This window comes from Chloroflexota bacterium (assembly GCA_013152435.1).
Lineage (GTDB): Bacteria > Chloroflexota > Anaerolineae > DUEN01 > DUEN01 > DUEN01.
The window spans coordinates 13,928-26,750 of the sequence record JAADGJ010000102.1; the positions used below are offsets into that span (position 1 = coordinate 13,928).

The window sequence follows — 12,823 nt, forward strand, 5'->3', positions numbered from 1 at the left end:
CCCCTCACCTGCCCCGTGGGGCCGGAGGCCACCGGCCAAAGCCCCAACCAGGCAGGTAAAGGGCGAGAAAAAGAGTTTTTCTGCGGAGGGGAAGCCCCTCCGCACCTCCCCTTTCAGGTGCGACCGCTCTATTTCGAAGAGCGGCTTCCTACGCCGTATGACGCACCTCGGGCCGTCGCCATAGCGCCCACAGGCCCATGGCGAGGCAGGCCAGCGCGCCCACCGTGACCGCCGTCGGCGCTCCCCATCGGTCGGCGATGGCGCCCGCCTGGAGCCCACCCAACTGTGTGAGCCCCATGCCCGCCCACATCCACGTGCTCAACACCCGGCCGCGTAGCTCATCTGGCACCAGGCTCTGGATGAGCGTGTTCCCAGTGGTGTTCTGCATGATCATGGCGAACCCCGCGCAGGCGAGGGCGACCAGCGCCAGGGGGAACCAGTGCAGCTGGGCGAAGACCAGGAGCACGAGGGGCAGGCCGAGGTTGCCCACCGTGAACAGCCATCCCCGGCTGCGATAGCCCTGCAGCGAGGCCAGCAACAGGCCGCTGGTCAGCGCTCCGACGCCGATGGCCCCCGTCATCAGCCCCAGCCCTTCCGGCCCTACATTCAGGACGTCACGGGCGAACACGGGCAGCAGCGTGATGTAGGGGATGGCGAAGAGGCCGCTGGCGCCGAACAGGGACAGGATCGTGAAGATCACGCGATCGTGCGCGATGTAGGCCAGCCCCTCACGTAGATCGGACAGGGGCGATGTGCGCCGGGGAGCGTGCGGCCTGGTGTCCAGGCGCAGGGAGGCCAGGGCGGCGATCACCGGCAGGAAGCCGAGCCCGTTCAGGAGGAAGCATCCGGCGATGCCGACGCGGGCGATGAGGAGGCCGGCCAGCGGGGGGCCAATGATGCGGGCCATGTTGAAGGCGGATGAGTTGAGCGCGACGGCGTTCATCAGGTCGTCTTTGCCCACCATGTCCACGACGATCGCCTGGCGGGCGGGCCCGTCGTAGGCGTTCACCACGCCCATCAGCACGACGATCGCGATGATATGGGTGACCTGGATGCGCCCGCTGGCCGTGAGGGCGGCGAGGATCAGAGCCAGCAGCATGGCCGAGCTCTGAGTGGCCAGCAACAGACGGCGTCGGTCCACGCGGTCCGCCGTCACCCCGGCGAACAGGCCCAACAGCATGACGGGGATGGCACCGGAGAAGCTCACCACGCCCAGCAGGAAGGGGGAATCGGTCAGTTGCAGGACCAGCCAGCCCTGCGCCACGCGCTGCATCCAGTTGCCGACCAGGGTGATCAGCCGGGCGCTCCAGAAGAGGCGAAAGTCGCGATGCCGCAGGGCGATGAACGTATGGGGTAGATGGCGGCGCAGGCGATCCCTTTTACTGCGCAGCCACTCGCGCCGCCCGAGGGGATGGGGCGTACGTGTTCCTGCCGCTTTGTTGGGGGAGTTCGAGCTCTCCGTATGTGATGGCATTTTGCATATGGATGAGCATAGACGGCCCTCGTTGGAGAACCGCTAGGCGTTGCCCTCCCCGTTCTCGTCCTGGGCCATAGACGCCCTCGCCTGCTCCAGGACCGACGCCAGCGCCCGCGTGGCGATGAGTGCCATCAGCCCCGGCCAGACCAGGATCAACAGCACCGGCAGGATCGCGCAGAGGATCGTCAGGATCAGGGCCAGGAGAAAGACCCCCAGTGTGAACAGCGGCTGAGCCAGCGCCAGGATCGCGGCGTTACGCACCGCCGAGAGCGCCTTGGGCTCCCGTTGCTCGAAGAGCAGTGGGAAGAGGTACAGCTGGGCGACCGCCCACAGGATCAACACGTAAATCCAGATAATGGTGATCAGCCGAAGCCAGTTGGCGAATCGTGAGTAGAAGAAGAGGTTGATAACGACGGTAACCACGATCACCAGATCCAGGATGCCCAGCCTCAGGCTGGGAAGGAAATACTCCCGCACGGCCTCTTTGAAGAAGCCGAAGTCCACTCGGAGTTCGTGGGCGATGCGATATCCCACATAGCAAAGCCCGGCCGTGAGCGGAGCCACGGGGATGACGGCGATCACGAGCAGCGGCAGGATCAGCCACCACTCCAGGCTTCGCGCCAGCGGGATGACCAGCACCGTAACCAGGATCACCGGCAACCACCAGACCACGCTGAGCGGGACGAAGAGGAACATCTCGTCGTAGAAGTCTCGAATGCTACGGGCGACGGTGCGCAAAGATCGCAACGGTTCCCTCCCTATTCATGCTGAGCCAGTCTCAGGCGGACGAAGAGCCAGGGGGCCCACCAGATCGCGGCCATCCCGGCCAGGATGTATCGTGCGAATCGCAGGGCGGAGTCCAGTGTCGCGTCCAGATTCGCGGGCAGGATCAGCTTGGGCCCCTGCCAGAACAGGACGACGACGAGCCCGCCCAGGAGGAATCTCGCCGCTCGTTGCCACCATGGGCCCCACACCTGGAACCGCACGTAGCGCCGCTCCGCGATCAGCCCCAGGCTGATGCCCATCAGGAAACCCATATCCCTGGCGGCCGCGGCGGAGGGATACAGGAGCACGGATCCGCCTTCCCGGGTGAGCTGCTCCGCGGGGTGTACCAGCCAGAGGACGCTGGGGATCAGGACGGCCAGGGCGATCTGGTATCGAATCGGCAGCTCTTGCAGCCGCCGGATCAAGACCGGGGCCAGGCGCTGGTAGGCGATCAGGAAGATCAGGCCGAGGATCAGCCCACCGATGACATCGTGGGGAAAATGGACGCCCAAGTAGATGCGTGAGAAGGAGACCAGCAGGATGATCGCCCCGGCCAGCGCCCAGGCGATGGGCCGCCGGATCTGATCGGCCAGATATCCCCACACGACCACCGCTTCCTGGGCATGGGCGCTGGGGAACCCCGGTGATTCCTCCGGGCGCAGGATGCGCAGCCCTTCGGCGGCCGGGCGGGGCAGGCGGAGCGTGTTCTTCAGGAAGGCGTTGAAATAGTCACACGTCAGCAGCAGATAGGCCAGATTCTGCCCGATTCGCCGGTCCACGCACCAGAAGACGAAGGCCACGAGCGGCACCAGGAAGAGATCCACCCCCAGATAGGTGGCCGTGAGGAAGAGCTGATCCAGAAAGGGGTTCGCCCACCGTTGTACGGCGAGGATGAACGCGATCCCGCCCGGCATCAGCGAGGATAACCAGTCATGCATCGGTGTTCCCCCTCCTCCTACTGGCCACCCCCCTGCTCAATGGGGTGCGTCGTTATCGGACACGCAGTGGCTGAGCGGGCGATTCCCGACCCTCCGTCTTAATCGCCTCGGCCTCGGCCAGCATGGCGGCCGCGCTCTCCCGTCCCGGCGCGGTGGATGCCCCCAGCATCGCCGCCAGTTCGGCCACGCGCTCATCGCCCTCCAACCGGCGGACGTGGGTGACGGTGCGGTCTCCCTCCACCGCCTTGCTCACGTGATAGTGGGTGTCCCCGTAGGCCGCCAGTTGCGGTAGGTGGGTGACGCAGAGCACCTGATGTCCGACGCCCTCCGGGGCGCCGGCGCGGGTCAGCCCCCAGAGCTTGCGGCCGACCACGGCCCCTACCCGGCCGCCGATGCCCACGTCGATCTCGTCGAAGATCAGGGTGGGTGTCTCGTCCGCCCGGCTCAGGACCGTCTTCAGCGCCAGCATTAGCCGGGCCGTCTCGCCGCCGGAGGCCACCCGGACCAGCGGCCGCAGCGGCTCCCCGGGGTTCGCCGAGATCAGGAACTCCACCTGGTCCAGGCCGGTCGCATCGAAGGCCACGCGGCGATCCCCCACATAGGCGCCCTGTGGGTCCTCTCGCCACCGCAGGTCCACGCCGAAGCGGGCGTGCTCCATGCGCAGGTCGGCGAGCTCTCGCTCTACCTCTTGAGCCAGCCGCTGGCCGGCCTCCCGCCGCGCGGCGGACAGCCGCTCTCCCAGCTCTCCGATCTCGTGGAGCAGGCGTTCCTCTTCCCCCTCCAGCTCGGCGATCCGCTCCTCCGAATGCGTGATCGTGTCCAGCTCGGCCTGAGCCCGCTCGGCGAAGGCCAGGATCTCCTCAATGGAATCCCCGTACTTGCGTTTGAGGTTGTAGATCAGGTCCAGCCGCTCCTCGATCTGGGCCAGGCGCTGGGGGTTGAACTCGATCCCGTCCTGGTAGCGCCGCACGTCCCGGGCCAGATCCGCCAGCTGGTAGGAGAGGTCCTCGATCTGCTGCCGAACGGCTTCCATGTCGGGGTCGATGCGGGCCAGCTGGGTGAGTGCCTGCGTCGCCTGGCCCAGCAAGTCGATGGCCGACATCTGTTCGTCGGCGCCCTCCTCCAGCGCCTGGGCCACCTCGGTGGCCAGCAGCATCAGCCGCTCCGCGTTCGCCAGCCGACGGCGCTCCGATTCCAGCGCCTCCTCCTCGCCCGGCTCCAATCGGGCGGCGGTGATCTCCTGCACCTGGTAGGTGAGGAGGTCGATGCGCCGGGCCAGCTCTCGCTCGTCGCGTCGCAGGTCGGCCAGCTCGGCCCTCACCCGGCGGAGATCGCTCACCAGGCGGGCCATCTGCGCTCGCTCCGCCTCCAGGCCCGCGTAGCGATCGAGGAGGTTCACGTGCTCCCGCACGCGCAGCAGGCTGAGATGCTCGCCCTGGCCGTGGATATCGACCAGATGCTGGCCGATGTCTCGTAGCAGCGAGAGCGCCACCGCCCGGCCGTTGACGCGGCAGATGTTGCGACCGTTGCGGCGCACCTCTCGGGCCAGGATCAGCAGATCGTCCTCCCCCTCCAGGCCCTCCGCCTCCAGGATCGGGTGGATCGCCTCCGCCCGCGGTCCGAGCAGGAAGTGTCCCTCGATCTCCGCTCGATCGGCGCCGGCCCGGACGAAGTCCGTGGAGGCGCGTCCGCCCAACAGCAGGCTGACCGCGTCGATGATGATGGACTTGCCCGCGCCGGTCTCGCCCGTCAATACGTTCAGGCCGCGATCAAACCGCAAGGACAGGTTTTCGATAATGGCGAAATTTCGGATATTCAGCTCTACCAGCATATCAACCGCTTCACGCGTCCCAATCCGAGGAGTCCTTCTTCCACTCTAAGAGCGTGTCTAAGCATTTAACCGAAAAGATATCTGAGGGGCTCCCTCAGCTATCGGCTCTACAGGGGGAGGTGTGAAGGGGACCTTCCCTCCACGGAAATCTCGCTTTTCCGGCCTGCACCTGCCTTTCTCGGCTCTTCCCGAAGGGCCCAGGCCGAGGCCAGGCAGGTCGAAGGCAAAAGAAGGGCTTTTTCCGGAGGGGCTCCGCCCCTCCGAGCCTCCCCACAGCAGAAGCAACAGCATTTCTCAGACGCACTCTAATCTATCAGCGCAATCGCGCGTAGACGGTGCTGAGCGCCAACGCCAGGAAGAGCAGCGTGGAGATGTTAAACAATGGGAATACGCCCAGCACCAACAGAAGGGCGACGCTGCCGACGATGGCCCCCAGCGCCGTCCCGACGCAGGCGACCAGCCAGAGGTAACGACCGCGCCTGCGCGCCACCGCCTTGCGGATGATCTCGGCGAGGGATCCCCCCGCCGCTGGCCCCAGGAACAGCGCGATCCAGATCCCCCAGAACCCGAACATCCCCGCCACCCAGCCGGCGATCGGCGTGGCGATGGCGGCCACCAGGAAGCCCACCACCCCCGCGATGGGGTAGTCGGCCGCGCCGGCGGTGTAAAACGAGGACTGCACCTGATTGATGCAGTCCAGGCATCGATATCCCACATCTGTCAGCCGCACGCAGTCGATGCAAACGGGCCGGCCGCATTTGTTGCATCGCAGCAGCGTCTCCCGGTTGGGGTGATTGACGCAGTACATGACCTCCGGTTCGGCCGCCGATTCCACCGTGTGTTGGTGGTCATCTTCCGGCTCCCTTTGCCGATCCAGCCAGGCAAGCCCTGCCTGCGCCTGGGCGTTGTCCGGATCCAGGGTCAGCACCCGCTGAAAGCAGGCCCGTTTTCGCTCGACGTCATCCACGGCGCCTGCCAGGCCCAGCCAGGCCTCCACGCTCTCCGGGGCCATCTCCGTCGCCTGCTCGAACAGGCGGCGGGCCTCCTCCCGGGCGCCGGCACGCGCGGCCGCGTCGCCCTCCCTGATCAAATCCTCCAGGCTTACAGTTGCCATCGCAGTCGGTCCATCAGCTCCCGATAGAAATATTTTCGATCTCGCAGGCGCACGAAGTGGGCGACGTGGGGGCTGGAGGTCACCTCCACGCGATCGCCATTGCTCAGGTCGACCCGAAACTGGCCGTCGATGGTCAGGATGGTCTCATGGTCGCTGTTCACATCCAGCTTGACGGTGGCCCCTTGGGAGAGCACGATCGCCCGATCCAGGCTGAGGTGCGGCGCAATAGGGATGAGCAGGATGTTCTTCAGCTCCGGCGGCAGGATGGGGCCGCCGCATGCCAGCGCGTAGCCGGTGGATCCTGTGGCCGTGGATACGATCACGCCATCGGCCGCGTAGGTGGTCAGATACTCGCCGTCCACATACGTGGGGATGCGGACGATGCGCGCCAGCTTCCCGCGGCTCACCACGACGTCGTTCAGCGCCTCGTAGTGGTGATGATGGGGCTGAATCGCGGCCCTGTGGTGGACGGTCACGTCCAGCATCATGTGCTCTTCCATCCAAAACTGGCCATCCAGGACGCGCTCCAATGGCTCTTGCCAGCCGGTGGGCTCGATCTCCGCCAGGAAGCTGAGGCGTCCCATCTTCACGCCCAGGATGGGGACGTCGAAGCGGGCGCCCATGCGCGCCGCTCGCAGCATCGTGCCATCGCCGCCGAGGGTGATGACCAGGTTCGCCCCGGGCAGTAGCGAGGTCACGGAGGGCTCATCCCAGGCGGAGGCCAGCCACGGGTGGCCTCCACGGCTGCGAATGACGGCAGCCATCTCCAAGGCGAGAGTTTGCGACTCCGGCTTGCGCGGGTGGTGCAGGATGCCCACTCGCCAGCCATCCGCCCGGGCTTGTTGAGTAGCTCCGGGGGCGGTTGCCGGGCTCTCGTCTACCATGGATGCCCTGCCTCCACGCGTCTCCTCAGCTCGGCAGCGATCTCCCCTTCAACTCGATCCACCTCGCAGTCCGCCTCCCGCAGCAATTGCTCGATCTCCGCGGATACGGCGCGATCGTCCCCCAGGATGGTGACGTGGCGAGCGGCCATCGCCTGCTCCACATCAGTGCCTGTCTCCGGCTGGAATCGCGCCGCGTAGCGCATGGCGGCCGCCAGCTCCTCCTGGCCCGCCGATAGATCGCCGACGAGTACGTAGTGATCGATGGTCTTGGCCGGCGGTTGCGGCGAGGCTGGCAGGACCAGCTCCACTTCCACCGGCTGTTCTCCGGTCACCTGGATGCCCGTCTGGCGCACCTCCGTGCCCACAACCCAGAGGCTATACTCTCCCGGCGGAAGCCCCTCGAAGCGGAATCGCTCGTTCGCGTCCACGGTGGTCGTGCGCGGCTCGTCGGGGCCCTCCAGGCGCACCTGGCGCCCGGCGCCTCGCACGACGCGTCCCATGATGATCCCCGGCGGGAGCGGCTCCTCCTGCTGAAACTCCACCCACATCACGCGGCTGGCGGGCACCTGCACGGTAGCCCGGACGCCCAGTCCCTCGGGCTCCACGTAGTAGGTCCCCGCGCCGAGAGGGGCGAACTCGCAGGCATAGGGGCCGTATTCCGCTTTGCTGCCGGTGCGCTGGGTGATCCCCACCCATCCATCGGTCCACAGGCGCACGGGCAGATCCCGCTTCCCCTCCACCGAGCATCGTACCACGGAGAACCCGGGCCCGGGTCCCCCATCCCGCGTCGAGAAGGTCCAGCCGGAGGCCGGCAGCGCCAGCTCGATCACCCATTCGTTTCGTCCGTCCAGGATGATGCCGTCCCGGGTCACGCTGCTGTCCACCACTACCAGGCGATAGGTCCCGGCCGCCAGGTGATCGAACCGGAACTTCTCCTGGTCATCGACCGTGGTCTCGTAAGGGCCGCCCGGCCCCTCCAGACGCAGGCGGCGCCCCGCCCCGTTGATCACCCGGCCGCGCACGACGCTGACGGCCTCCGGAGGCGCCGTCAACGTGAAATCCACGGTCACCCGGTTTCGCCCGTCCAGGACGATGCCGGTCCGGGCCCGGTCGCTGTCCGCCACCGCTACCTGATAGATGCCCGGCCCCAATCCCTCGAACCGGTACATCTCATCCTCGCCTACGGTGGTCTCCAATTCCCCACCATCCCAGGTCAGGATGATGGTGCGTCCCGCCCCACCGCTGACGCGACCCTGGATCACGCTCTCCTGGGGCGTTGGGGAGGGCTCCTCCACTTCCGCCTCGGAGAAGGTGACCATGAGCACGCGGCCGCTGTCCAGGTGCACTTTGGCCTGTATCCCCAGCCCCTCCGGCTCGATGAAGTAATCGCCGCCGCCCAGCGGGGCGAACTCGCATGCATAGGGTCCGTACTCCGTCTTCGTCCCGGTGCGGGCGATGATCCCGCCCCAGCCCTCGGCCCACAGGCGCACGGGCAGGTTCAGGCGCCCCTCCACGGAGCAGCGGATGATGGAGAACCCCGGTCCCACCCCCTCATCACGCACGGTGTATCCCCAGCCGGGCACGGCCAGGTCGATGACCACGATCCGCTCCCCGTCCAGTTCGATCCCGTCTCGCCGCACGTCCGTGCCTTCGATCGCCAACGTGTAGGTGCCGGCGGGCAGCTCCTCGAAACGATAGCTGCCGTCCAACCCGACCTCGGTACGGGCCTCCCAATCGTCTCGGCTCAAGACCAATGTGCGGCCGGCGCCGTTGCGCACGGTGCCATGGATCACACTGTGCCGCGGCCGGATGACGACGCCGCTGAGGTCGAAGTCCAGGACGACGGGGGGATCGCCAGGCCGCACGGAGACCGTGCGGGCGATCTCCGTGCCGTCCACGTGGATGGTGTACTCCCCTTCCGGCAGCCCGGTGAATCGGTACGATTCGTCGGGCGCGACGATGGTGGAGAGTTGCCAGTTAGGGCCTTGCAGGATCAGCCGACGACCGGCTCCCTGGCGCACGTGCCCCTGGATCGTCCCGCCAGTCGCCGCCCCGCCGCTCCAGGGCCGTTCCTGCTTGGGCTCGGCCTTCAGAGCGTCCACGATGGGCAGGCGGCCCTGGGGCCATCGGCTGGAGTACCAGGCCTGTCCCTCCCAGGGAGCGGCCCAATGGCCCAGCACGTAGTTGCCGATCAGCCAGAAGGCCGAGCAGAAGAAGTAGTCCGGGGCAGGGGGAAGGCGCTGGCTGGTGCCCATGAGCGCCCGGCAGACCTCGAGCGTTTGCTCCATATGCAGGCGGGGTGTGGTCGCCGGATAGCGGGGATCCGCATCCTCGCCGACGATCCATCCGCCCTCCGTGGCCAGCACCGGCAACGATCGGCCGAGGTGTCGGCGTACCAGGGCATCAAAGAACTCGTAGGAGCGCCAGCAGGATGCGTCATCCATGATGGTATCGCCGGGGTTAGCATGCTCCGCCCGCAGCCGATTGACCTCCTCCAGGCTCCGGCCGTTCCAGGCATCCCTTCCCCAGCGCTCCGCCCGGATGGCCTCGTAGAACTCGCGGGTGTACGGAGCCCCTCGCTGGTTCCCCGGGTCGTCCGGATACTCCGGAGGGTGGTTGACGGCGTAGTTGTGCACTGCCTGCCACACGGGCCCCTGGAGGATATCGACCCTCCCCAGCTCCACGATCTTGCCCACGATGTCCCAGCGGCTGCCGGTGGCCAGCGCGGGGATGGCCGGGTAGCCGCCGCGCTCCAGGATGCGCTCCATATCGATGATGGCGTTGCGGGCGACGATCTCCAGCGCGTTCGGGGGGATGTAACCGCCGGCCCACTCCACGCCCAGGTCCGGCTCGTTGTTGAACTCGAAGTATCGCACCCCCCGGGCCACGTATTCCTCGACGAACCGGAGCTCTCGCTCGCCCAGGGTGCCGGGATTGGGCTCCGGCCGGTAGATTCGCACGATGGGCATGATATCGTGGGCCAGCAATAGCTCGGCGAAGCCGAGCCCGCCATCATGGTTGGCGATCTTCACCCACTTCACGCCCATCGCAATCAGCTCGGGGAGCCACTCGTCGCGAATCCGTCCCAGGCCGATGGCGGCCGGGTAGCCCGCGCTCCAATGGATGCCGATGCCGGTGTCTCCGCTGGGCCGAGGATACTCGTGGAGTTCCATGGTCAGAGCCCCTCCGCGTGTGCCTGTCCTGGGCGTTCGCTAGGATTGGGGTGCGTCGGTCGCAGGGGAGGAGGCCAGCCTCTCTTGTAGCCAGGCGATGACCCGGTCCCGTCGGACGGTCTCCTGAGTGCTATCCCGTAGGTCTCGCACGGTGACCACGCCGGCGGCCAGTTCGTCGTCGCCCAGGATCAGCGCGTAGCGGACGCCGGCGCGGTTGGCGGACTTCATCTGGGCCTTCAGGCTGCGCTGCCCGAAGCCGAAGAGGGTCGACAACCCCGCCTCTCGCAGTTCCGACGTCAATCGGAACGCCTCCAGCCGGGTGGCGGGGCCCACATGGGCCACGAACAGCACGGGCTTGGGCAACGGAGGCGGCTCGATCCCCTGTTCCTTCATCGTCAGGATCTGGCGCTCGATCCCGGACCCGAAGCCGATGCCCGGTGTGGGTGGCCCTCCCAGCTCCTCGATGAGCCCATCGTAGCGGCCGCCGCCGCATACGGCGTTTTGCGCCCCGATCCCTTCGGCGTAGATCTCGAAGACGGTTTTGGTGTAGTAGTCCAGGCCGCGTACCAGCCGGTGATTGAGCGTGTAGGGCATCTCCAGACCGTCCAGAAACGATCGCAAGTCCGAGAAGTGGGTCGCGCACTCCTCGCACAGGTGGTCCGTGATCTTCGGCGCGTGGGCAATGACCGGCTGGCATTGCGCGTTCTTGCAGTCCAGCACGCGCAGCGGGTTCCGCTCCAGGCGTCGTTTGCAGTCCTCGCAGATCTCGTCCGTGTGTTGGCGGTAGTAGGCGACCAGTTCCTTCAGGTAAGCCGGCCGACATTGGGGACATCCGGTGCTGTTGATCTGCAGGGAGAGCCCGCGGAACCCGAGTCGCTTAAACAGATGCCAGGCGACGGAGATGACTTCGGCGTCCACGGCCGGGTCCTGTTCCCCGATCACCTCGACGTTGAACTGGTGATGCTGTCGGTATCGCCCTGCCTGCGGGCGTTCGAAGCGAAATACGGGGCCGATGGAGTAAAGCTTGACCGGCTGCGGCCGCACCCGCATCCCGTTTTCCAGATAGGCGCGCATGATGCCCGCTGTGAACTCCGGGCGTAGGGTGATCTCCTCGCCCCCCTTGTCCCGGAAGGAGTACATCTCCTTGTCGACGATATCGGTGCCCTCCCCCACGCCACGCACGTAAAGGCTGGTGGCCTCGAAGATGGGGGTATCGATCTGCTCGAAGCCGAAGAGGGCGGCCGTCTCGTGGATACAGTCGATGATGTATCGCCAGTAGGGCCACTCCTCTGGCAGGATGTCGTGGGTTCCTCGCGGTGCTGTATACAACGTACGTATCCCTCCAAAAAATGCTGGCTCATTATAGCCGATTTCATAGGTGATGTCTACCAGAACGGCCCTCATCCCCCAGACCCTTCTTCTCCCAAGCCCGGGAGAGGGGGGCTCAACTCTTTTGCCTGCGACCTGCCTGGCCCCGGCCTGGGTCCTTCGGGAAGGGTCGAGAAAGGCAGGTACAGGCCGGAAACGCGGGGTTTCCGTGGAGGGGACCTCCCCTCCACACCTCCCCCTGTGGAGCTGGTCGTTGAGGGAGCCCATCGGACATCTTGCCGGTAAATTTTCAGACGCGCTCTCAGGGATGGTGCGGATCGCGAGAATTGACAGCTCATGGGAGGCATGCTACACTATTTTCGCAATCGAACAATTGAAGAGTTTCGCAGGGGGAGCTGGGGGGCAACCCGGCTGAGAGGACGGCTTTCAGGATCTCTGACCCGCCGTCGACCCTTGGAACCTGACCTGGGTAATGCCGGCGTAGGGATCGCGAAGGACCATATTGGGATATTCAGGCCACCCGCCGCCCCTGGTGAGGTGGCCCTTTTTATGTATACGAGGGAACATCGTGCGAGCCATCATCTTTGCGAACGGGATCATCGAGGACTACGACGCCTGCCGGCCCCATATCCGGCCGGACGATCGGATCATCTGCGCTGACGGCGGCACGCTCCATGCCCTGGCCCTCGGCCTGCATCCTGACCTCATCGTCGGCGACCTGGACTCGCTGCCGGACGGGCGGCGGGCTGCCCTGGAAAGCTCCGGCACCCGCTTCCTCACCTACCCGGCGCGCAAGGATCAGACCGACCTGGAGCTGGCCCTGATCGCCGCGCGGGAGGCCGGCGCGGCCGACGTGCATCTGCTGGGGATCCTGGGCGGTCGCCTGGATCAGACCATCGCCAACCTGTTGTTGCTGGCTCGCGATCAGTGGGCGGACATGTCGTTGTCCCTGTCGAACGGCCCGGAGACGGCCTGGGTTGTCCGTCGCCGGGTGGAGATCGAAGGGGCTCCGGGGGATACCGTGTCCTTGATCGCCCTGACGCCGGAGGTGTCCGGCATCTACACCGAGCGTCTGGAGTATCCCCTGGTCGACGGCCGCCTGACCTTCGGATCCACGTTGGGGATCTCCAACGTTATGTTGACCGACCGGGCGAGCGTGCGCGTTCGCGATGGCACCCTTCTGGTGATTCACAGGCCGATGGAAACGTCCGATGGCGCTGGAGGGTGAGCGATCGGGCCTTGCGCGGTTGAGCATCGGAATCCCGATGCCCTTTTTCCCATCTCGCGTTTCAGCGTGATGCTATCCTACGTC

9 protein-coding genes and 1 riboswitch are annotated in these 12,823 nt (G+C 66.3%); of the genes, 1 reads left to right on the forward strand and 8 read right to left on the reverse strand.

Translation table 11 applies throughout. The features are described from left to right. Positions 1 to 148 precede the first annotated feature (148 nt). The 8 genes from GXP39_14400 to GXP39_14435 form a co-directional block, all read right to left on the reverse strand. Positions 149 to 1,474: an MFS transporter gene (locus GXP39_14400; GenBank protein NOZ29223.1), complete on the reverse strand. Its 1,326-nt coding sequence runs from the start codon at positions 1,472 to 1,474 to the stop codon at positions 149 to 151. A 42-nt stretch (positions 1,475 to 1,516) separates the two neighbouring features. Next, positions 1,517 to 2,224 carry a hypothetical protein gene (locus GXP39_14405; protein ID NOZ29224.1) on the reverse strand — a complete coding sequence of 236 codons (708 nt, stop codon included), beginning with the start codon at positions 2,222 to 2,224 and terminating at the stop codon, positions 1,517 to 1,519. A gap of 11 nt (positions 2,225 to 2,235) precedes the next feature. Next, positions 2,236 to 3,180 (reverse strand): phosphatase PAP2 family protein, encoded by a 945-nt coding sequence (locus GXP39_14410; protein NOZ29225.1) that lies wholly within the window; start codon positions 3,178 to 3,180, stop codon positions 2,236 to 2,238. Between the two features lie 52 nt (positions 3,181 to 3,232). Beyond that, complete coding sequence (gene recN, locus GXP39_14415; protein ID NOZ29226.1) at positions 3,233 to 5,011, reverse strand: DNA repair protein RecN; 1,779 nt, start codon at positions 5,009 to 5,011, stop codon at positions 3,233 to 3,235. Positions 5,012 to 5,324: 313 nt separating this feature from the next. Then, positions 5,325 to 5,819 (reverse strand): hypothetical protein, encoded by a 495-nt coding sequence (locus tag GXP39_14420; GenBank protein ID NOZ29227.1) that lies wholly within the window; start codon positions 5,817 to 5,819, stop codon positions 5,325 to 5,327. A gap of 293 nt (positions 5,820 to 6,112) precedes the next feature. Continuing rightward, positions 6,113 to 7,009, reverse strand: a complete 897-nt coding sequence (locus GXP39_14425) for an NAD(+)/NADH kinase (GenBank protein NOZ29228.1) — start codon at positions 7,007 to 7,009, stop codon at positions 6,113 to 6,115. After that, positions 7,003 to 10,182, reverse strand: a complete 3,180-nt coding sequence (locus GXP39_14430; GenBank protein ID NOZ29229.1) for a carboxypeptidase regulatory-like domain-containing protein — start codon at positions 10,180 to 10,182, stop codon at positions 7,003 to 7,005. Before GXP39_14430 ends, GXP39_14425 begins: the two co-directional genes overlap by 7 nt. A 39-nt stretch (positions 10,183 to 10,221) precedes the next feature. Continuing rightward, complete coding sequence (locus GXP39_14435; GenBank protein ID NOZ29230.1) at positions 10,222 to 11,511, reverse strand: histidine--tRNA ligase; 1,290 nt, start codon at positions 11,509 to 11,511, stop codon at positions 10,222 to 10,224. A 378-nt stretch (positions 11,512 to 11,889) separates the two neighbouring features. Then, positions 11,890 to 12,016: riboswitch (TPP riboswitch) on the forward strand. 63 nt (positions 12,017 to 12,079) lie between these two features. Here GXP39_14435 and GXP39_14440 point away from each other — a divergent pair. Continuing rightward, entirely contained in the window at positions 12,080 to 12,739 is a 660-nt protein-coding gene (locus GXP39_14440; protein NOZ29231.1) for a thiamine diphosphokinase, read from the forward strand. Positions 12,740 to 12,823: the final 84 nt, after the last annotated feature.